General features: G+C 65.5%; 20 protein-coding genes. 11 read left to right on the top strand and 9 right to left on the bottom strand.

Going from position 1 to position 21,479, the window contains the following annotated elements; genetic code table 11:
* Positions 1-85: 85 nt before the first annotated feature.
* The 6 genes from ptsP to thrS form a co-directional block, all read right to left on the bottom strand.
* Complete coding sequence (gene ptsP, locus N5C88_RS28975) at positions 86-1,795, bottom strand: phosphoenolpyruvate--protein phosphotransferase (protein WP_059380527.1); 1,710 nt, start codon at positions 1,793-1,795, stop codon at positions 86-88.
* A gap of 103 nt (positions 1,796-1,898) precedes the next feature.
* Positions 1,899-2,168, bottom strand: coding sequence for an HPr family phosphocarrier protein (locus N5C88_RS28980; protein ID WP_280016722.1), 270 nt, complete (start codon positions 2,166-2,168; stop codon positions 1,899-1,901).
* A 109-nt stretch (positions 2,169-2,277) separates the two neighbouring features.
* A complete protein-coding gene (locus N5C88_RS28985) occupies positions 2,278-2,679 on the bottom strand; it encodes a PTS mannose transporter subunit IIA (RefSeq protein WP_280016723.1) in 402 nt (133 codons plus the stop codon).
* An 18-nt stretch (positions 2,680-2,697) separates the two neighbouring features.
* Positions 2,698-3,669, bottom strand: coding sequence for a glutathione synthase (gshB, locus tag N5C88_RS28990; RefSeq protein WP_280016724.1), 972 nt, complete (start codon positions 3,667-3,669; stop codon positions 2,698-2,700).
* A gap of 154 nt (positions 3,670-3,823) precedes the next feature.
* The gene (gene infC, locus N5C88_RS28995) at positions 3,824-4,375 is read right to left on the bottom strand and encodes a translation initiation factor IF-3 (protein WP_080551054.1); all 552 of its coding nucleotides are present in this window, start codon (positions 4,373-4,375) and stop codon (positions 3,824-3,826) included.
* Between the two features lie 20 nt (positions 4,376-4,395).
* A complete protein-coding gene (thrS, locus tag N5C88_RS29000) occupies positions 4,396-6,348 on the bottom strand; it encodes a threonine--tRNA ligase (protein ID WP_059380525.1) in 1,953 nt (650 codons plus the stop codon).
* Between the two features lie 598 nt (positions 6,349-6,946).
* On the opposite strand from thrS, the gene N5C88_RS29005 reads away from it, so the two are divergent.
* Entirely contained in the window at positions 6,947-7,687 is a 741-nt protein-coding gene (locus N5C88_RS29005; protein WP_059380524.1) for a response regulator transcription factor, read from the top strand.
* A 32-nt stretch (positions 7,688-7,719) separates the two neighbouring features.
* Here N5C88_RS29005 and hemN read toward each other — a convergent pair whose 3' ends face one another.
* The gene (gene hemN, locus N5C88_RS29010) at positions 7,720-9,150 is read right to left on the bottom strand and encodes an oxygen-independent coproporphyrinogen III oxidase (protein WP_280016725.1); all 1,431 of its coding nucleotides are present in this window, start codon (positions 9,148-9,150) and stop codon (positions 7,720-7,722) included.
* Positions 9,151-9,320: 170 nt separating this feature from the next.
* Between hemN and N5C88_RS29015 the strand changes: the two genes are divergently transcribed.
* Entirely contained in the window at positions 9,321-9,587 is a 267-nt protein-coding gene (locus N5C88_RS29015; RefSeq protein ID WP_059380540.1) for a hypothetical protein, read from the top strand.
* A 7-nt stretch (positions 9,588-9,594) separates the two neighbouring features.
* On the opposite strand, the gene N5C88_RS29020 is transcribed toward N5C88_RS29015, so the two are convergent.
* Positions 9,595-11,079, bottom strand: coding sequence for a glycosyltransferase family 39 protein (locus N5C88_RS29020; RefSeq protein WP_280016726.1), 1,485 nt, complete (start codon positions 11,077-11,079; stop codon positions 9,595-9,597).
* A gap of 299 nt (positions 11,080-11,378) precedes the next feature.
* Here N5C88_RS29020 and N5C88_RS29025 point away from each other — a divergent pair, with 299 nt between their 5' ends.
* From N5C88_RS29025 to N5C88_RS29060, 8 genes are all read left to right on the top strand, one after another.
* Complete coding sequence (locus tag N5C88_RS29025; RefSeq protein WP_059380522.1) at positions 11,379-12,113, top strand: FadR/GntR family transcriptional regulator; 735 nt, start codon at positions 11,379-11,381, stop codon at positions 12,111-12,113.
* Positions 12,114-12,253: 140 nt separating this feature from the next.
* The gene (locus N5C88_RS29030; RefSeq protein ID WP_251880885.1) at positions 12,254-13,828 is read left to right on the top strand and encodes an ABC transporter substrate-binding protein; all 1,575 of its coding nucleotides are present in this window, start codon (positions 12,254-12,256) and stop codon (positions 13,826-13,828) included.
* A 102-nt stretch (positions 13,829-13,930) separates the two neighbouring features.
* Complete coding sequence (locus N5C88_RS29035) at positions 13,931-14,938, top strand: ABC transporter permease (RefSeq protein WP_118933324.1); 1,008 nt, start codon at positions 13,931-13,933, stop codon at positions 14,936-14,938.
* Entirely contained in the window at positions 14,935-15,774 is an 840-nt protein-coding gene (locus N5C88_RS29040) for an ABC transporter permease (protein ID WP_059380519.1), read from the top strand. Before N5C88_RS29035 ends, N5C88_RS29040 begins: the two co-directional genes overlap by 4 nt.
* 9 nt (positions 15,775-15,783) lie before the next feature.
* Positions 15,784-17,415, top strand: a complete 1,632-nt coding sequence (locus tag N5C88_RS29045; RefSeq protein ID WP_280016727.1) for an ABC transporter ATP-binding protein — start codon at positions 15,784-15,786, stop codon at positions 17,413-17,415.
* Positions 17,416-17,453: 38 nt separating this feature from the next.
* Entirely contained in the window at positions 17,454-17,744 is a 291-nt protein-coding gene (locus tag N5C88_RS29050; RefSeq protein WP_059380517.1) for a cupin domain-containing protein, read from the top strand.
* Positions 17,745-17,761: 17 nt separating this feature from the next.
* Complete coding sequence (locus tag N5C88_RS29055; protein WP_251880889.1) at positions 17,762-18,826, top strand: histone deacetylase family protein; 1,065 nt, start codon at positions 17,762-17,764, stop codon at positions 18,824-18,826.
* A gap of 14 nt (positions 18,827-18,840) precedes the next feature.
* Entirely contained in the window at positions 18,841-19,728 is an 888-nt protein-coding gene (locus N5C88_RS29060) for a DMT family transporter (protein ID WP_280016728.1), read from the top strand.
* A 9-nt stretch (positions 19,729-19,737) separates the two neighbouring features.
* Here the strand turns inward: N5C88_RS29060 and N5C88_RS29065 are convergent, their stop codons facing one another.
* Positions 19,738-20,763, bottom strand: coding sequence for a LacI family DNA-binding transcriptional regulator (locus tag N5C88_RS29065; RefSeq protein ID WP_280016729.1), 1,026 nt, complete (start codon positions 20,761-20,763; stop codon positions 19,738-19,740).
* A 132-nt stretch (positions 20,764-20,895) separates the two neighbouring features.
* Between N5C88_RS29065 and N5C88_RS29070 the strand changes: the two genes are divergently transcribed.
* Positions 20,896-21,438: a TRAP transporter small permease gene (locus tag N5C88_RS29070; protein WP_118933328.1), complete on the top strand. Its 543-nt coding sequence runs from the start codon at positions 20,896-20,898 to the stop codon at positions 21,436-21,438.
* The last annotated feature ends 41 nt before the right edge of the window (positions 21,439-21,479 follow it).

The following is a 21,479-nucleotide window of genomic DNA, read 5'->3' on the forward strand; positions in this document are numbered from 1 at the left end:
CGCCGGATGGCATGGGCGGGCGGGGATAAAAAAGGCGCCGGGGCATTCCGCCCCGGCGCCTTTTTTCATGCAGCGGCGAACCGCCTCAGGCCAGGTCCAGCGTGTCCAGGTCCACCGGCAAGGCGCGGTTCAGGGCGCTGGCCACCTTCACGCGCAAGGCGTTGGAGTGCGCGCGCCGGACCTCGCGCTTGACGTCCAGCAGCTGCTGGGGGTGCATGGAGAACTCGGTCAGGCCCAGGCCCAACAGCAGCCGGGTCATGCGCGAATCCCCCGCCATCTCGCCGCACACGGCAACCGGCTTGCCGGCCCGCTCGCCCGCATTGATGGTGTGCGCAACCAGGCGCAGCACCGCGGGATGCAACGGATCGTACAGGGACGCCACGTCGTGGTCGCCGCGGTCGATCGCCAGCGTGTACTGGATCAGGTCGTTGGTGCCGATGGACAGGAAATCCAGCGCCTGCGCGAACGGTTCGATGGCGATGGCGATGGCGGGCACCTCGACCATGGCGCCCACGTCCATGTGGGGCGCGTAGGCCTGGCCGCGCGCATCGAGCTCGCGGCGGGCGGATTCGATGGCAGCCTTGGTCGCCACCACCTCGTGCATGTGCGCGATCATGGGAATCAGCAGGCGCACGGGCCCGTGTGCCGAGGCCCGCAGTATGGCGCGCAACTGGGTCGCGAACATCTCCGGACGCGCCAGGCAATAACGGATGGCGCGCTGGCCGAGCGCGGGATTGGTGGCCACGGTGGCCTCGCCGTCCAGCGTCTTGTCCGAGCCGATGTCCAGCGTGCGGATGGTGACGGGCCTGCCGGCCATCACCTTGACCACCGACGAATAGGCTTCGTACTGCTCTTCCTCGCCCGGCAGGTCCGGACGTCCCATGAAGAGGAATTCGCTGCGGAACAAGCCGATGCCGTGCGCACCGGAAGCCAGCGCCAGCGCGGCTTCCTCAGGCAATTCGATGTTGGCGTGCAGCACCACATCGATGCCGTCCAGCGTGACCGAAGGCTCGTCGCGCAGCAGGCTCAGCTCGGCGCGCTCGTCGGCATAGGCCGACTGGCGGCGGCGGTACTCCTCGAGAATGCGGCTGGACGGATTGACGATCACCGCGCCGGCCGCGCCGTCGATGATCAGCATGTCGCCGTCGCGAACCAGTTCCCGCACGTTGCCCATGGCGACCACCGCGGGCACGGCCATGCTGCGCGCCACGATGGCGGTATGCGAAGTAGGACCGCCCAGGTCCGTCACGAAGGCGGCAAAGCGGCCGCCGCGCAGGCGCAGCATGTCGGCGGGCGAAATGTCGTGGGCCACGACCACCAGCGCGTCGTCGCCGCCCATGTGAGACATGTCGGGCAGGATCGCCGAGGTGCCGGCCAGCACATGCAATACCCGTTCGATGACCTGGCGCACGTCGGCCCCGCGCTCGCGCAGGTACTCGTCTTCCATGGCGTCGAATTGCTGGCCCAGGATCTGGCCCTGCGTCGTCAAGGCCCATTCGGCGTTGTAGTGGCGTTCGGCGATCAGCGCCAGGGTCTGCTCGGCCAGCAGCGGGTCGCCCAGCAGCAGGCTGTGCACGTTGAGCATGGCGCCGAGCTCGCGCGGCGCGTCGGCCGGCAAGGTATCGGCCAACTGCAGCAGTTCCTGCTGCGCCGAAGCCAGCGCATCGGTGAGCCGGCTGCTTTCGGCAGGCACATCCTCGGGCGAGATGCGGTAGTGCGCGACCTCCAGCGCCGCCGCGCCCATGACGACCGCGCGGCCGATGGCATATCCCTTGGCGACGCCTTTGCCGTACAAACAGACAACGGGGCCGGCAAAGCCAGCCCCGTTGGGTGCATCATGGAGGGTCGTAGACGCGCCGGCCTGGGCGATGCTCAGGCCGGCGGATTCGGAAGAAATTCTATTCCTGCTCACCGAATTTGCTATCGAACAATGATTGAATTTCAGAAAGGGCCTGATCGGCGTCATTGCCGGAGGCCTCCAGCCTTACCGTCACACCCAGCCCGGCCGCCAACATCATGACGCCCATGATGCTCTTGGCGTTCACGCGCTGCGCGCCGCGCGAGATGAAGATCTCGCTGGAAAACTTGCTGGCCAGCTGCGTCAGCTTGGCCGCCGCCCGGGCATGCAGGCCCAGTTTATTGCTGATGACGATGTCTGTATTAGGCATAGGAAATATTATGGCTGCGGCATGAGGCCGCAGTGTTGATCACAGCAAACCGTCGAACCGTCAATCGGCCTGAATGGATAGCCGACATAATAGGGCAAACTTCCGCCCGTCAGTCTACACGTAAGACACCCTGAAGCCCCCCGGCCAGCGCCTTCTCGCGGGTTTCGGCCAAGGGCAGATTGCGATAGGTCAGGGCCCGCAGCAGCATCGGGGTGTTCAATCCGGCCAGCACGCAGCACTGAATGCCCTGGGCCTGGGCATCGGAGACGGCGCGCTTGGCAATATTGGCGGGCGTGGCGCCGATCAGGTCGGTCAGCACCAGTACGCCCGTGCCGTGCTCCTGCTCCAGGATGTCCTTGAGGACTTGCGGCGCCAGATCGTCCGGCCGGTCTTCAGGCTGGATGTCGTGTATGGCCAGCATGCCGTCCAGGTTGCCCATGACGTGGCTGGCGCAATCGCGTATCGCTGCGCCCAGGGGCGCGTGCACGACGATGACTATACCGGTGGTCATGACAGGGATCCTGGCGGGTCAAGCGGCAGCGGCAGGGGTCGCCACGGCCTTTTCCAGCGCCTGGACGAACATGCCCGCGACGTCGAAACCGGTTTGCTCCGCGATTTCCACGAAACAGGTGGGGCTGGTGACGTTGACTTCGGTAACGTAATCGCCAATGACGTCCAGGCCGACCAGCAGCAGGCCGCGGGCGGCCAGCTTGGGGGCCACGGCCTCGGCGATCTCGCGGTCGCGCGGGGAAAGTTCCTGGGCCACCCCGCGGCCGCCGGCCGCCAGGTTGCCGCGGGTTTCACCGGCCAGCGGAATGCGGGCCAGGGAATACGGCACCGGCACCCCGCCGATCAGCAGGATGCGCTTGTCGCCCTTGACGATGTCGGGAATGTAGCGCTGCGCCATGATGGTGCGCGCGCCATTGTCCGTCAGCGTTTCCAGGATGGCGTTGAGATTGGGATCCTTGGGCTGCAGCCGGAACACGCCCGTGCCGCCCATGCCGTCCAGCGGCTTGACGATGACATCGCGATGCTCGTCGTGGAACGCCTTCAGGCGGGCCATGCTGCGGGTCACCAGCGTAGGCGCGGTGAACTCGCTGATTTCGGTGATGGCCAGCTTTTCGGGATGGTTGCGGATCGCCGCGCCGCTATTGAAGACGCGGGCGCCTTGCGCCTCGGCGTACTCGAGCAGGTGCGTGGAGTAGACATACTCCATGTCGAACGGCGGATCCTTGCGCATGACCACCGCGCCGAATTCCGCCAACGGCAGATCCTGGGCGGCAGACTCGCGCCACCAGTCGTGGCCGTGCAGATCGGCATCCGCGACCAATTCGATGGGGGTGGCCGCGGTCTTGACCGTGCCCGCCTCGATATAGAGATCGCCCTGCATGGCCACGCTTAACGTATGGCCGCACGCCACCAGGGCGCGCATCATGGCGACAGAGCTGTCCTTGTACGCCTTGAGCAGCGGCAAGGGATCCAAAACGAACAATACATGCATCGCGACACCCTGAACGGACACCGCCTTCCCTCGCGGGAAGGCGGCTTTATGACATCGTAGCGCAGAGCCGCCCAATTAGCGAACCCGCCGGCGCCATGGCTGGCGGCAGATCGCACAAGCGGCGTAGCCTCCCTGGGGAGACTACGGCAGGAGCTCAGGCAGCCGATTCAGGCTTGCCCGCAGGCACGGCCTTCTTCTTCGGCGCCAGCACCATGACCATCTGACGGCCTTCGAGCTTCGGCATGGCTTCGACCTGGGCAAGTTCCAGCAGATCGTCGCGCACACGTTCAAGCACCCGCATACCGAGTTCCTGGTGAGCCATTTCGCGGCCACGGAAACGCAGCGTCACCTTGGCCTTGTCGCCTTCTTCGAGGAAGCGGCGCAGGTTGCGCAGCTTGACCTGGTAGTCGCCCTCGTCGGTGGCCGGACGGAATTTGACTTCCTTGACCTGGATGACCTTCTGCTTGGAACGAGCTTCGGCTTGGCGCTTCTGCTCCTGGTACTTGAATTTGCCGTAGTCCATCAAACGGCAGACCGGTGGTTCGGCGTTCGGCGCGATTTCCACCAGATCCACGTCGCTTTGCTCGGAAAGACGGAAGGCGTCGGCAATCTTGACGATGCCGAGCTGTTCTCCGTCCAGACCTATCAGGCGCACCTCGGGGACGCGGATTTCACCGTTGATGCGATTGGCTTTTTCAGTGGCGATGTTGAAAGCTCCTAGAAATGTTAAGCAGCGCTGCTATCAGGATGAACGACGTCGCGACGGGTGGAAACGTCCTCGGACAAACGCGCGACGAACTCGTCGTATGCGATGGCTCCAAGATCCAATCCGCCCAGTCCGCGTACGGCTACGGTGCCGTTTTGCTTTTCCTTGTCGCCGACGACGAGGATGTACGGCACCTTTTGCAGGCTGTGCTCCCGAATTTTACGAGTGATTTTTTCACCGCGCAAATCGGACTCTACTCTAAAGCCTTGTTTTTTCAGGCTTTGCGTGATTTCAGCCGCATAATCGGCCGAAGGTTCGGAAATGCAGCACACGACCGCCTGCACCGGAGCCAGCCAGGGAGGCATGGCGCCGGCGTGGTTTTCGATCAGCATGCCGATAAAACGCTCCAGCGAACCGAGGATCGCGCGGTGCAGCATGACCGGCGGGCGGCGCTGGTCGTTCTGGTCCACGTACTCGGCGCCCAGGCGCACGGGCATGGAGAAATCGACCTGGATCGTGCCGCACTGCCAATGGCGGCCGATGGCGTCCTTCAGGGTGTATTCCACCTTGGGGCCATAGAAGGCGCCCTCTCCCGGCGAGATCTCGAATTCGCAACCCGTGCGGCGCAGGCTCTCCATCAGGGCGGCTTCCGCCGTATCCCAGACTTCGTCCGTGCCGATGCGCTTTTCCGGACGCGTGGCGACCTTGTACAACACTTCCGTGAAGCCGAAGTCGCGGTAGACCTTCTGCAGCAACGCCGTGAAATCGGCGCACTCGTCCTGCAACTGTTCTTCGGTACAGAAGATGTGGCCGTCGTCCTGCGTGAAGCCGCGCACGCGCATCATGCCGTGCAGCGAACCCGAGGGTTCGTTGCGGTGGCACTGGCCGAATTCGCCGTAGCGCAGGGGCAGCTCGCGATAGGAATGCAGGCCGGCATTGAAGATCTGCACGTGGCCCGGGCAGTTCATCGGTTTCAGGCCGTAGACGCGGTTCTCGGACTCCGTCGTGAACATGTTTTCACGGTAGTTGTCCCAGTGGCCCGTCTTTTTCCAGAGCGAAATGTCGAGGATCTGCGGCGCCTTCACTTCCTGGTAGCCGTTGTCGCGGTAGACGGAGCGCATGTACTGCTCCACCTGCTGCCACAGCGCCCAGCCCTTGGGGTGCCAGAAGATCAGGCCCGGGGCCTCGTCCTGGAAATGGAACAGGTCCAGCTCGCGGCCGATCTTGCGGTGGTCGCGGCGTTCGGCCTCTTCCAGCATGTGCAGATAGGCTTCCTGCTCTTCCTTGGTCGCCCAGGCCGTGCCGTAGATGCGCTGGAGCATCTCGTTCTTGCTGTCGCCGCGCCAGTAGGCGCCGGCCACCTTCATCAGCTTGAAGACCTTCAGCTTGCCCGTGGACGGCACGTGGGGGCCGCGGCAAAGGTCGATGAAGTCGCCTTCACGGTACAGGCTGAGCGGCTCGTTCGACGGAATCGAGGCGATGATCTCGGCCTTGTACTTTTCGCCGATGCCCTTGAAGAACTCAACGGCGTCGTCGCGCGACCATTCCTCGCGCGTGACGACTTCGTCCTTCTTGGCGAGTTCGGCCATCTTCTTCTCGATGGCGGCCAGGTCTTCGGGCGTGAACGGGCGCTTGTACGAGAAGTCGTAGTAGAAGCCGTTGTCGATCACCGGACCAATGGTGACCTGGGCATCGGGAAACAGCTCCTTGACGGCATAGGCCAGCAAGTGCGCCGTCGAGTGGCGGATCAGATCCAGGCCGTCGGCGTCTTTGGCGGTGACGATGGCCAGGCGCGCGTCGCCCTCGATGCGGAAGCTGGTGTCGACCAGCTTGGAATCCGAGCCCTCAAACGTCACGCGGCCGCCCAAGGCGGCCTTCGCCAGGCCCGTACCGATCGATTGCGCCACTTCGGCAACCGTTACCGGCCCCGGATATTGGCGCTGCGAACCATCGGGCAATGTGATCTGTACCATCGGGAGTGCTTCCTGGGGGGTTCTGGGAACTAAAAAACAAAATACGGAAACGAAAAACGCGGCCAGAGAGCCGCGTTTCTTGGATTGTCTTGCTGAGTCCTACCGCTGACCTGACACGGTGAAACCCGACGCACGAAAACTTAACGCGACATAGGGCGAAAGTTCCGGGTCGTAGTTCGTGCCAGCGGGAAAAACATGGTGTCTGGACCTAATGATGCTCGCCGCAGCGGCAGGGATCAAAAACAGCAAACAATGCACCGCGCAACAGAAGCTGTGCTTATCGTCCACGATTGTATCACTACTTACGCCTTTTCCGTGGCTAAAGCGCCACAACACGCCCTTCAGGGCGCGTCGGTTGCGCCCGCCGGCGCGCGCGGGCGCCATAACTCAAAACCTCATCTGCCGTCGCGGCCTAAATCCCGGCTGTTCCACGCGTGCTTCTCGCATATATGACAGGTCGACGGTGCAACAGTCTGATATTGGCGCGATTCACCTCCCGCAGGCCATGCGAAAACGTAATCTGCCTTCGCAAATTCAGGACACCCGCGACCTGCGCAATCGACCGCCGGCGTTCCCCCATCCTGCATGTGGAGCATCGATGAAAACTGTCTCAGCGCTCACCCTCAAAGCGCCCCCGCACCTCAACCCCGAGCCCGCCGACAGCGGCGACCGCCCGGGCACGCGCCGGCACCTGCTCCTGTCCCGGCCGCCGCCTCTCATCAAGGTGGCGATCCTGGACGACCACCCCGTGGTTGCCGTGGGCGTGGGCGCCTATCTGGAGAGCCGGCCGGGTTTCCGGGTGGTGCATCGGGAAACTTCAGCACGTTCCCTATTGGAGAAACTGTCCCACTCGCCCTGCGAAGTCGCCCTCGTCGATTTCTACCTGCCCCTGGAACCCTGGGATGGCGTGAACTATCTGCGGCGCCTGCGCCGCCACCACCCGGAAATGGCGCTCATCACCTTCTCGGCGGGCAGCCGCCAGGAAACCCAATACGCCGCCTTTCGCGCAGGCGCGAACGGCTACTTCGCCAAGGAATGCGGCATGGTGCTGCTGCCGGAAATGATCCGCGGCGTGCTGGCTGGCAAAGAGGCGTTCCTCACGGTGCAGGACGGCAAGGTCCGGCCGCAGCAGCCGACGCACCCTCATTCGGCCTTGACCACCTCGGAAGTGGAGGTACTGCGCCACATCAGCCAGGGCCTGTCCGTCACGCAGATCTCGGCGCGCCTGATGCGCAGCAAGAAGACCATCAGCACCCACAAGCGCCGCGCCATGCGCAAGCTGCAGCTGTCCGACGATTTGTCGCTGGCGCTCTATCTTCGGGAGAAGTTCGCCGAATGAACGCAGCCCCAGGCTCCGCGCGACGCCGCGGCTCAGATGATCCGCGAGTAACTCGCCGCGGTGCCCGGCGCCTGCAGGTAGCCGTCGAACGCCATGGCGACGGCTCGCACGAAGTACCAGCCCAGGCCGGTCACCCGCAGCTCATCGGGGCGCAGGTTGACCAGGCCCAGCTCGGCCAGATTCGCCATCTGCTGCAGTTCCGGGCCAAAGCTGTCGGCGAACCGCAGTCCGTGGCGCGTCTCGATCCGGCTGTAGTCCACGCGGCCCTGGCACATGATGTCCATGATGATCTCGCGCCGAACCAGATCGTCCGTGCTCAGCGCCAACCCTCTTTCGACGGCGAAGCGCCCCGCTTCGATCGCTGCGTAATACTCGTCCAGGACCTTGGCGTTCTGGCTGTAGGTATTGCCAATGCGGCCGATCGCGGACACGCCCAGCGCGACCAGGTCGCGGTCGGGCTGCGTGCTGTAGCCCTGGAAATTGCGGTGCAGTTCCCCCTTGCGCTTGGCGATCGCCAGCGCATCGGTTTCCAGCGCGAAATGGTCCATGCCGATGTAGGCATAGCCCTGCTTCAGGAAACCGTCGATGGCGGCGCTCAGCAGCCCCACCCGCGTCTCCCTGTCGGGCAGGTCGGCCTCGTTGATGCGGCGCTGCGGCTTGAAGCGCGCGGGCAGATGAGCGTAGGCATACAACGCGATACGGTCGGGTCGCAACGCAATGACCTGCGCGATGGTGCGGGCAAAGGATTCCGTGGTCTGCAGCGGCAGGCCATAGATCAGATCCATGTTGACCGAGGCATAGCCCAAGGCCCGGGCGCTCAGCATCAGCGCCCGCACGTCTTCGAACGACTGCATGCGATGCACCGCCGCCTGCACCCGAGGATCGAAATCCTGCACGCCGAAACTCAGGCGGTTGAAGCCCAGTTCGCGCATATGGGCCAGGCGCTCGGGCGTGGCGGTGCGCGGATCGACCTCTATCGAGATTTCCGCGTCGGGCTCGAAGCGGAAGGCGCGGCGCAGGTTTGCCATCAGGCGCGACAATTCCTCGTCGGACAGGAAGGTCGGCGTGCCGCCCCCGAAATGCAACTGCGATACGGGCACACCCTCGCCCAACTCGCGCACATGCAGCTCGATCTCCGCCGCCAGTGCGTCCAGATAGCGGGCGGCGCGGTCGTGGTGGCGGGTCACCACCTTGTTACAGGCGCAGTAATAACAGACCGACTCACAGAACGGAATGTGCACGTAGAGCGACAAAGGCTCAGCCGGCGCCGCCGCACGGCGCTGCTGCAGCGCCAGCCGGTACTCCTGCTCGCCGAAACCGCCGTGATACCGGTCGGCCGTGGGATACGAGGTATAGCGGGGTCCGTTCTTGTCCAGCCGCGCCAGCAGTTGGGGCGGGAACAATGGGCTGGCGGCGGAGGGCTCGCGGGATTCTGTCTGTGACGGGCGTAGGGCGGCTTGCATACCTGGAATTATTCGCCTGCGCCGGCCAGTCCGGGTTGATCTTGCGCAAATGCCGGCGTCTTGCTGACCCGCCTCCTATCCGCCAGCCCCCCTAGGGACTCCCTGCGGCGCTTGCGGCCTCGTCCCCGTAAAATGCGCCTGTCAAAAAGATGCACAACAAGGAAACCATCATGGGCACTGAACTGGACGGCCGCCTGCTCGCCATGCGCCAGGCGCTGGCGATCGCCATCGCCCTCTCGACCCGCAGCAGCCCCCAGGCCACCGACATGGCGCTGGAGCTGCTCAATGACCTGAAGGCAAGCATGGACAACACCCCTTCGGACAGCCCGTTCGAGAAACCGGAATGGGTGGCGGGCGCGCACGATGAACTGGACGGCATCGCGCGGCTGGTGCGCGCCTTCACGCAGACGCCCGAACCGGACGACGAGGCGCAGTAGTCTGCCCCTAGGGGCCACGCGCGGCAGACGCCGCGCCGCAAAGCCGGGAGGCCGGCGTCACGCGCCAGTGCAGGCCCGGAAAGTCCTGTCCGACCGCTACGAACCCCGCTCCGAGCGTTCTCGGTTCCAGCTCCAGCTCCAACGCGCCGCAAGCCTCGGCCACCTCCTTCGGCACCCAGGGACTGAAACGGAGCTGTCCATCTATCAGCACCAGCGGCTGTTCGGGCAGCCTCAGGGCCAGCGCGCCGGCTTCGGCGGGCGGGCCCGATATCACCGTGACGGGTCCGCCCAGCGCGGCCTTGGCGGGTTCATGCAAGGCCCGGGCCGGCGCCCGGGAATCGAAATAGCGCCAGTCCGACGCCTTGCGCACAAGCCCCGCCCCGCCCGGGGACGTCAGCCCGACCCGGACCATCAACAGCGCCTGGACCAAAGCGAACACCAGTACGGCATCGCGCGGCCGCACGCGCTCCCAGACGCCGCCACGCGCCAGCTCCATCATCGCGGGCGCCACGAATAGCAGATAAGGCGTGCCCCAGTGCAGTTGCACATGGGAACCGCTGGCAAGCGTCATGACGCTGACGAACACCAGTGGCGTAAAGCCGAACGACAGCAGGATGGCGCGGCCAGCATCGCGCGGCGGCGCCTCCGTCTTCACAGCGGCCACAGTTGAGCGGCGGCGGGCCAGCCACCACAAGACGCCCAGGAACACCCACGCAGGCAGCGCGCGGTTCAGCATCTGATCGCCCCACCACCGCGCCACTTCCGCCACGCGTTGGGCCCAAGGCAGGCCAGCGGCCAGCGATGAGTTCATTGCGTAGTTCAGGGGCTCGAAACCGTTGTAGGCCAGCCAGCAGAGATGCGGCGCGAAGACCGCCAGCGCGGTCAGCGCCGCCACCTGCAGCCCGAACCGGTGCATGGAATCGCGCCAGCCGCGCTGGCTCAGCCAAAAGACCAGCACGGCGGCGCCCGCCACCGCGCTCTGGTATTTGGATAGCGCGCCCAGACCCAGGCTGGCGCCCAGCACGATCCACCACCCGATCCGGCGCGTGGTCCAGGCTTTCCAGCACGCGACGGCACAGCCCACCGCCAGGGGAATCAGTACGATCTCGTGGTTGTAGAAATGCAGGCGGCCGTTGTAGAAGGTGATGCACAGGCCGGCCAGCAACGCCGCCCGCGCATGACCACTGCCGCGCATGCGCCGCAGCCAGCGCCACAACAACGCGAAAGCGCCCAGGGTGCAGAGCGCGCCGGCGATGTAGCTGGTCCACGCCGACCAGCCCAGCAATTGCACCGCTGGCCACAGCAACCAGGTCGGTAGCGGCGGATGCTTGTAATAGCCCCATTCCAGGCTGCGTACCCAGGTCAGTTGCTCGATGTTGTCGGTGGGCGGCACCAAGGTCGCCCTGTCCAGCAGCGTCAACCACGCCAGTGCGTACACCGCCATGCCCGCGCCGATCCACCAGCCCTCGGGCCGGAACGCCCGCTTCGTCACTTCCCGCACTTCCTACCCCTTCCTGCCGGCGCAGCGCACTGCCTTGCTTCACGCCCGTTATCGGGCGCAACGGAGTATGGGATGGCGCGGGTTCGCAACAGCGCTGTTTCTGTGCGGATTTGTCTGGAAACTGTAAAGCGCGCCAGGCATTCCTAACTGGCCTGACCACCTTAAAGAAAGAGGTGGAATCCCTGTGATCGTTTTCCCTTGAATTGGAAAATTTCCCTTCATATTCAATGATCAGATGCCTATATTTGGTGGCCTGACCACTTGGCTCCAAGTTCCCGCCCCCACCGTCGATGAACACCTTCCAAGCTGCCGCCGTCACCCGCCTGTACCGCGTCATCGCCGACCAGATCGCCGGCCGGATTCGGGCCGGAGAATTCCCTCGCGGCGGGCGCCTGCCTTCCGAGCGGGAGCTGGCTGAACAACTGCAGGTCAGCCGCGCGTCGATCCGCGAGGCTTTGATCGCGTTGGAAATTGAAGGCTATGTCGAAGTGCGTGTAGGCACCGGAGTATTCGTCACCGCCTCCCGGGAAGCCTCCGCCCCCGCCACGTACGCCACGCCGGGACAGGACGGCATCGGCCCGTTCGACCTGCTCGAAGCGCGCATGCTGATCGAACCCGAGTGCGCCGGCATGGCCGCGCAGCATGGGTCGCCCGCCCAGATTGCCGCCATCCGCGATGCCCACGAGGGCATGTCGCTGGGCAACTCGCCCGGCCGCCACGACCGCGAATTCCACAACGCCATTGCCGCGGCTTGCGGCAACGCCGCGGTAGCGGCCTCGGTCGCCCATCTGTGGGACTTGACGCAGACCAGCCCCGTGTACAGCCGCATGGAGGATTACTTCGTCGATACCAAGGTCTGGGCCATCGCCCATGCCGAGCACCAGCGCATCCTGACGGCCATCCAGGCGCGCGACCCGATCCGCGCGCGGCACGCCATGCATGCGCATCTGCTGGGCATCCTGGCGCGCCTGCGGGAAGACTTTGGCGACGAGAACGGCGCTCCGCAATGGTGCGCGGCGCGCTGAAGAGCACCTGTACGAAGCATTGTTGTAGCGGCTCCACCCGTAGTACCCCTGAAAACACAGGTGGCATGAGGTTTGCTTGCCAGTGCACGGCATCCGCGACGCGGACACCTGTCAGACCCTTTCCAGCCCGGAGGCTCGCAGTGAAATCGAAGAAATGGTTCTCCCTAAGCATCGGCGCACTGGTCCTCGCGGCCGCGCTGCCCGCCACGCAAGCGCTGGCGCAGACCAAGGGCGGCACGCTGAACATGATCGTCCAGCCCGAACCGCCGGTGATCGTCACCGCCATCAATCAGCAGGGTCCCACGCAATTCGTCGCCGGCAAGATCTACGAGAGCCTGCTGACCTACTCCACCGACCTGAAGCCCCAGCCCGGCCTCGCCAAGTCCTGGGACGCCTCGGCCGACGGCCTGTCCTACACCTTTCACCTGCAGGACAACGTCAAGTGGCATGACGGCAAGCCCTTCACCTCCGAGGACGTGGTCTTCTCGCTGGCGGACATGCTGCCCAAGACCCACGCGCGCGCCCGCGTGATCCTGAACAAGTTCGTGGAATCGGTGCAGGCGCCGGACGCCAAGACGGTGGTCGTCAAGCTGAAGACGCCCTTCCCCGCCTTCATGCTGATGTTCGAGCCGGGCTTTGCGCCCATGATGCCCAAGCACATCTATGCGGGCACCGACTACATGACCAACCCTGCCAACCAGAAGCCGGTCGGCACGGGTCCGTTCATGTTCAAGGAATGGAAGCGCGGCGAATACATCAAGCTGACCCGCAACCCCGACTACTGGAAGCCCGGCAAGCCGTATCTGGATGAACTGGTGTTCAACGTCATCCCCGACTCGGCCTCGCGCGCGGTGGCTTTCGAGCGCGGCAGCGTGGACGTGCTGCGCGGCGGCGACGTGGACAACGTCGACATCAAGCGCCTGCGCGCCCTGCCCAAGGTCGAGTACACGACGGCTGGCTGGGAGATGTTCTCGCCCCAGGCCTACCTGATCTTCAACATGCGCAAGCCGCCCTTCGACAACCTGAAGGTGCGCCAGGCGGTGATGGCGGCCATCAACCGCAACATGGTGGTCAACAACATTTTCTTCGGCCTGGGCAAGGTGTCCACCAGCCCCTTCGTCACCACCGAGATGTTCTACGACAAGAACATGCCGCCGCTGGCGTTCGACATGAAGAAGGCGCGCGCGCTGATCAAGGAATCCGGCATCAAGCCCGAGGACTACACGATCCGCCAGCTGAGCTTCCCCTACGGCTCCACCTGGGACCGCCTGGGCGAATACACCAAGCAGGCGCTGGAGCAATTGGGCTTCAAGGTCAACCTGGAAGCCACCGACGCCGGCGGCTGGGCCAGCCGCACCGGCAACTGGGACTTCGACATGACGACCACCTTCACCTACCAGTACGGCGACCCCGCGCTGGGCGTGCAGCGGCTCTATATCTCGTCGAACATCGTCAAGGGGTCGCCCTTCGCCAACGTGCAGGGCTACAGCAACCCGGAGACCGACAAGCAATGGGAGGCGGCCGCGTCCGAAGTTGACCCCGCCAAGCGCCAGGAGCTCTACACCAAGCTGCAGACGACGCTGGTCAACGAGATCGCCAACGGCTTCCTGGTGGACATGGAGTTCCCCACGCTATACCGCGGCAACGTGAAGAATCTGGTCAAGACCGCCATCGGCCTGAACGAGAGCTTCGACGACGTGTACATCGAGAAGTAAGCGCCGCAGGACGCCGCCGCGGCAGGCCTGCCGCGGCGGCGGATGCCGGCCGGACTACGGCTGCCCCAGGCAGGCCGCGCCCGACCAGAGAGGACCCCGAGCATGAAATTCCTGTCTTTCCTTGTTTCCCGCATCGGCAAGGCCCTGGTGGTCGTGCTGGGCGTGGTGATCATCAATTTCTTCCTGATCCGCCTGGCTCCCGGCGACCCCGCCGCCGTGCTGGCAGGCCAGGCCGGCGCGGGCGACGCCGCCTACGTCGAACAATTGCGCGTGGCGTTCGGCCTGGACAAGCCCATCCTGACCCAGCTGATGCTGTACCTGAAGGGCGTGGTGCAGCTGGACCTGGGTTTCTCGTACCGCAACCATGTGCCGGTGCTGGACCTGATCCTGGAACGGCTGCCGGCCACCTTCCTGCTGATGTCCTGCGCCTTCGTGTTTTCCATCGTGCTGGGCGTCTTCCTGGGCGTGGTGGCGGCCAAGGCCCGCTACCGCAACAAGCGCCGCTGGATCGACAGCTCCGTCATGACGGGCGCCCTGGTGCTGTATGCCACGCCGCTGTTCTGGTTGTCGCTGATGGGCATTCTGCTGTTCTCGGTGGTGCTGGGCTGGCTGCCGGCCTTCGGCATGGAGACCGTGGGCGCCAACCTGAAGGGTTGGGCGCGCGCAGCCGACATTGCCCAGCACCTGATCCTGCCCACCGTGACGCTGGGCTGCTTCTTCATGGCGGTCTACGTGCGGCTGACCCGCGCCTCCATGCTGGAAGTGATAGGCATGGATTTCGTGAAGACGGCGCGCGCCAAGGGCGTAAGTCCCGGCCGCGTGATCCGCGCCCACGTGCTGCGCAATGCGCTGCTGCCTGTCATTACCTTCGCCGGCATCCAGTTGGGGCAGATGGCGGGCGGCGCGGTATTGACCGAAACCGTGTTCGCATGGCCCGGCATAGGCAGGCTGATGTTCGACGCGCTGCTGCAGCGCGACTACCAGCTGCTGCTGGGCATCTTCCTGGTCACCTCCATCATGGTGGTGGTGTTCAACCTGCTGACCGACGTGCTGTACCGACTCATCGATCCGCGCATCGGCGCGGGCGCGCAGCAAGGAGCCGCCGCATGAAGTCATTTGCCCGGCGCTACATGCGCAATTACGGAGCGGTGGCCGGACTGGCCATCATGCTGGTCGTGATCGTCGTGGCCCTGGCCGCGCCGCTGCTGTATGAAGAATCCCCCTGGATGATGGTGGCCGACCCGCTGATTCCGCCCTTCACCAATGCCGACTACCCCTTCGGCACCGACATGCTGGGCCGCGACATCACGGCCGGGCTGGTCTGGGGCGCCCGGGTCTCGTTGATGGTGGGTCTCTTGTCCACCGCCGTGGCGCTGGTGTTCGGCATCGTGGTGGGCTCGGTGGCGGGTTACTGCGGCGGCCGGGTGGACGACGCGCTGATGCGCTTCACGGAGTTCTTCCAGACCATCCCGCAGCTGGCCATGGCCGTGGTGCTGGTGGCGATCCTGAGCCCGTCCGTCTACTCCATCATGGGCGCCATCGCGGTCGTCTCCTGGCCGCCGGCTGCGCGGCTGGTGCGCTCCGAATTCATGACGCTCAAGCAGCGCGAGTTCGTGCAGGCCGCCATCGTCATCGGGCAGACGCCAGCCCGCATCGTCGGCACCCAGATCCTGCCCAACGCCATGTCGCCCATCATCGTGTCGGCGTCCTTCATGGTCGCCACCGCGATCCTGACGGAATCCTCGCTGTCCTTCCTGGGTTTGGGCGACCGCAACCTGATGAGCTGGGGCTTCATGATCGGCGCGGCCCGCACCATGATCCGCGAAGCCTGGTGGATGAGCGTCTGGCCCGGCGTCGCGATCCTGCTGACGGTGCTGGCCATCAACCTGATCGGCGAAGGCCTGAACGACGCCCTCAACCCGCAGCTGCGCAAGCGCGGCGAATAGGAGGACGGCATGAACGCATCCCCCCCTCTGCTTTCCATCCAGAACCTGAGCATCGCCCTGCCCAAGGGCGGCGACCGCCCCTATGCGGTCCAGGACGTGTCCTACGACATCCGCGCCGGCGAAATCCTCTGCATCGTCGGCGAATCGGGCTCGGGCAAGTCCATGAGCGCCAACGCAATCATGGGCCTGCTGCCCGACTACCTGACGCCGCAGCAGGGCCGCATCCTGTTCCACGGCCAGGACCTGCTGCGGCAGGACGAAGCCACGCTGCAGGCCATGCGCGGCAAGGACATGGCGATGATCTTCCAGGAGCCCCTGTCGGCGCTCAACCCGCTGATGACGGTAGGCGAGCAGATCAGCGAAGTCATGCGCGTGCACAACGCCTATCCGGGCGCGCAGCGCATGGCACGCACGCTGGAGCTGCTGGCCTTCGTGGGGCTGCCCGACCCCGCCACGCTCTACCACGTCTATCCGTTCCGGCTGTCGGGCGGCCAGCGCCAGCGCGTGATGATCGCCATGGCGTTGGCGCTCGAGCCCGCGCTCCTGATCGCCGACGAACCCACCACCGCGCTGGACGTCACCACCCAGGCGCAGATCCTGGCGTTGATCGCCCGCATCCAGAAAGAGAAAGGCATGGGCGTGATGTTCGTCACCCATGACTTCGGCGTGGTGGCCGAAATCGCCCACCGGGTCGCCGTCATGGAAAAAGGCATCCTGGTCGAACAGGGGCCGGCCGAGGAGGTACTGAACCGCCCCCGCCACCCCTACACGCAACGGCTGATCGCGGCCGTGCCGCATCGCCGCGGCGCCGAGCGCGAGTCCGCCGCGCACGACCAGCCCGTGCTGGACGTGCGGGACTTGAAGAAGACCTACGTGGTGGGCCGCGGCTGGCTGGGCGGCAAGCGCGAGGTGCATGCGGTGGACGGCGTCAGCTTCAGCGTGCGGCGCGGCGAGACGCTGGGCATCGTGGGCGAATCGGGCTCCGGCAAATCCACCATCGGCAAATGCCTGCTCAAGCTGGTGGGCATCAACGGCGGCCAGCTGATCTTCAACGGCCAGGACATTGCGGCCATGCCGGAATCGCGCTTCCGGCCGCTGCGCCACGATATCCAGATGATCTTCCAGGATCCGTTCGCCTCGCTCAACCCGCGCCATACCGTGGGCCGCATCATCAGCGACGGTCCCGTCGCCAACGGCGTGCCGCGCGCCCAGGCCGAGGCGCGGGTGCGCGAGCTGCTGTCGCTGGTCGGGCTGGACCCTTCCGCCTTCGACCGCTATCCCAACCAGTTTTCCGGCGGACAGCGCCAGCGCATCGGCATCGCACGCGCGCTGGCGCTGGAGCCCAAGGTGCTGGTGGCCGACGAATCAGTGTCGGCGCTGGACGTCTCGGTTCAGGCGCAGGTGCTGCAGCTATTGCACGATTTGCAGCAACGCCTGAAGATTGCGCTGGTCTTCATTACCCACGATTTGCGCGTGGCGGCCCAGATCTGCAATTCCGTTCTGGTCATGCATCGCGGCAAGGTGGTCGAGTACGGCTCGCCCGCGCAGATCTTCGACAACCCGCAACACGCCTATACGCGGCAGCTGATCGCCGCGGTCCCCGGCCAGCATTGGGACCCGACCAAGGCGCAAGCGGCCTGAAGCGCACAAGAATATTCATACCCCCAAGGAGAAGCTCCATGCAACGCCCCGCCGCCATACCGACCGTGCAGATCGACAATGACATGGTCACCGTCACCGAATGGCGCTTCCCGCCCGGCGGCGAAACGGGATGGCACCGCCATGGCATGAACTACGTGGTGGTCCCGCAGACCACCGGCCCGCTCTTGCTGGACACGCCCGACGGCGAAATCACCAGCCAGCTCACCGCCGGCGTGGCCTACTACCGGCCCGTGGGCGTAGAGCACAACGTGATCAATCCCAGCGACACGGAATTCGTGTTCGTCGAAATCGAACTCAAGCACGCATAACGCCAGCGAGGGCAGCCATGAAGGCGTTTTTCTCGGAAGAGCAGCTGCTGCATACGCCGCAGCAATTCATGCGGCTTGGGCGCATCAGCGCGCCCACCGATCTGCCGGCGCGGGCGGAAAGCCTGCAAGGCGCGCTGGCCGCGCGCGGCATCCGCGTTCAAGCGCCGGCGGACTACGGCCGCAAGCCGCTGCAGGACATCCATAGCCCGGACTACCTGGACTATCTGGAAACGGCCTATGCGCGCTGGCAGGCCTTGCGCTCGCCTGCCATGGACCCAGGCCCCGAGGTGCTGCCCAATCTTTCGCCTTACTACAACGGCCGCGTCGAGCTGGCTGGCCGCGGCCCCTGCCCGTCGCCCTCCATCGTGGCGCAGACCGGCTACTACCTGAGCGACCTGTCCTGCCCCATCGGGCCGCAGACCTGGCGCTCGGCGCTGCGCTCCACGCACAGCGCGGTGGCGGCCGCCGACCACGTCGCCAGCACCGGGGGCATGGCCTACGCCTTGTGCCGGCCCTCCGGCCACCATGCCCACCGCGATCGCGCGGGAGGCTTCTGTTACCTGAACAGCAGCGCGGCCGCGGCCAGCCGGCTGCTTCAGACCTGGTCCAAGGTGGCCGTGCTGGATGTGGACGCGCACCATGGCGACGGCACGCAGAACATCTTCTATCAGCGCGGCGACGTCATGACGGTATCCCTGCACGCCGACCCCGCCGCCTACTACCCCTTCTATACCGGCTATGCGCATGAGCGCGGCTACGGCGCGGGCGAAGGCTGCAACCTGAACCTGCCGCTGCCGCACGGTTCTGGCAACGACGCCTTCCTGCGCGCGCTGGACACGGCGCTCGCCGCCCTGGACGGCTACGCGCCGCAGGCGCTGGTGCTGGCCCTGGGCTTCGACACCTACAAGGACGATCCCATCAGCGTCCTCAAGCTCGACATCGATGCCTACCGCGACATCGGCGCGCGCGTCGCCAGCCTGGGGCTGCCCACCGTGATCGTGCAGGAAGGCGGCTACATGGTCGAGGCCATCGGCCCCGCGCTGGACGCGTTCCTGCAGGGCGCGGGCCTGACGGCAGCCTGAGTCCGTCCGCCGACATGAGCTCCGTTCCCATTGCGTTACCCTCGCCGGCCGCCGCGCGCCAGACCGGCATCCTGCTGTTCTTTGCCGCGCTGGTGGCCTTCGCCACCTTCGATGCGGGGTCCAAGCACATGCTGGCCCGCTACCCCGCGCCCTTCCTGAACATCATGCGCTATTCGGCGGTGGCCGTGCTGGCGCTGGCGCTGCTGTGGCGGCACCGCGGCGGTCCGCGCCTGCGCGATGCGCCCGAAAAACCGCTGTTGATCCTGCGAGGCCTGCTGCTGGTCACGGTGGGTACCTGCTTCATGACGGCGCTGATCTGGATGCCTCTGTCGGAAGCCACGGCCATCTACTTCACCTCGCCCCTGATCATGGTGGCGCTGTCGCCCTGGCTGCTGGGCGAGCGGGTGCGGCCCGCCCAGTGGATGGCGGTGGCGGCGGGCTTTGGCGGCATGCTGCTGATCGTGCGGCCAGGCGCCAACCTGCCGTGGCTGGGCACGCTGCTGATGGCGGTGTCCGCGGTCAGCTACGCGGTGTTCCAGGTGCTGACGCGCAAGCTCTCCGGCAAGGTGCCCGGACCGGTCCAGTATGCCTACACGGCCTTCATCTGCCTTGTCGTCACGGGGCTGCCGGCGCCATTCTTCCTGCCTGACCCGTGGCCGGATCTCGCCGATATGCTTTTCATCGTCGGCTTGGGCGCCTGCAGTGGATTGGCGCAGATCTTCCTGATATCCGCCTTCCAGCGCGTGGCGGCGGCGACGCTGGCGCCCCTGAACTACTTCCAGCTGCTGCTGGCGGTACTGTTCAGCACCTTCTGGTTCCAGCGTCCGCCCGATGGGCTGGCCTTGGCCGGCATGGCGCTGATCATCGCCTCCGGCGTGTTCCTGGCGCTGCGCCGGGGCTGAGGATTGCGTTCAGCTGGTCTCGCGCTGGACCAGTTTGAAGCCCAGGTCCACATGGCGCTCGGCGACGGCTTCGCCCGCCAGATGGCGCATCAACAGGTTCGCGGCCGATACGCCGATCTGGTAGCGCGGCGTGGCGATGGTCGACAGCGGCGGCGTGGTCCAGGCCGTGCCCGCCACGTCGTGGAAGCCGACGATGGCCATGCGTTCCGGCACCGGCACGCCCAGCCTTCCACACTGGAACACCGCGCCCTGGGCCAGGTCGTCGTTGCAGAAGAACAGCGCGTCGCAGTCGGGATGGCGCGTGCGCAGCGCTTCCAGCAGCGAGGCTCCCAGGCCGATGGATGATTTCTCCGGCGTCATGATTTCCAGAGCCGGGTCATACAGGCCCGCATCCCGCAGCGCCTGGCGGCAGCCTTCGCAGCGGCGCAGCGACCGCGGATCCAGCTGCGCGCCGACGATGCCGATACGGCGGTAGCCCCGCTCCACCAGATGGCGGCCGGCGGCATAGCCGGAATCGAACTGCGAAAAGCCCACGCTCATGTGCTCGCCGCCGTCCAGCGTCTCGATCGTGTGCACGGTGGGAATGCGCTGCGTGTCCAGCAGGTCCCATACGCCCGGGTTGTGGTCGATGCCGGTCAGGATCAGGCCGTCGGGCGCGTGCTGCAGATACTTGCGCAGCAGAGCCTCCTCTTCGTCCGGCGCATAGCCGGTCACGCCGATCAGCATGTGGTAGCCGTGCCGGTCCAGCTCTTCCTTGATCCCCGCGATGATGTCGACGAACACCACGTTGCTCAGCGACGGAATCAGCGCCACGATGGTCTGCGAACGCGCCGACGCCAGCGCGCTGGCCGCATGGTTGGGCACGTAACCCAGTTCCTGGCACACCCGCGCGATGCGCAGCCGCAATTCCTCCGCCACCTTGTCCGGCGTGCGCAACGCCCGCGATACCGTGATCGCGCTCACGCCCACGTGGCGCGCGACATCCTGCATGGTGACGCGGCCGGCGCGTGAACTGCGGGGTTTACGGATGGACATCGGTCCTCGGCATCGGTTGTTGAGCGCGTAGTCTGACGTAAAAAACTGGGGCTTGCCAAACGCAAAATGTTAGCGCTAACATTTCGCACAGCATAACCCTAAAAAATTCCGGGAAACGGATAGGAGACAAGCATGCAAGCTTCCCCCCCGGGGCGGCCTGGCGGCACGCCGCTGGCCCGCGCCGCCAATTGGTGCTTCGCGCTGCAGACCTGGCTGATGGTGGCCTGTCTGGCCGTCATGGTGGTGCTGCTGTTCGGCAACGTCGCGCTGCGCTACCTGTTCAATTCCGGCATCAACGTCTCCGACGAGATCTCCCGGCTGGCCTTCGTCTGGATGATCTTCCTGGGTTCGGTGATAGCGCTGCGCTCGCATCAGCACATCGGCGTCACCATGCTGGTGGAACGCTTCGGCCCCGCCGCCCGCCGCGCTTCGCACGTGTTCTGCCAGTTGCTGACGCTGTGGGTGCTGTGGCTGATGGCCGAGGGCAGCTGGACCCAGACCGTCATCGGCCTGGACACGGTGCTGCCTGTGACCGGCATGTCGCTGGCGGTGTTCAACGCCGCGGCGCTCTATGCGGCTGCCGCCATGGGCATCCTGACCTTGATCGATCTGGTGCGCGTCCTTGCGGGCGGGCCCTTGCCGGCGGAATCCAGCCCCGAAGACCCGCTGGTCTGACGGCTCCGCCTCCAACTCCCCCACCCCGCCCGGACGCCCGC

Origin of the sequence: Achromobacter sp. GD03932 (assembly GCF_029839485.1) — a bacterium.
Lineage (GTDB): Bacteria > Pseudomonadota > Gammaproteobacteria > Burkholderiales > Burkholderiaceae_B > Achromobacter > Achromobacter bronchisepticus_A.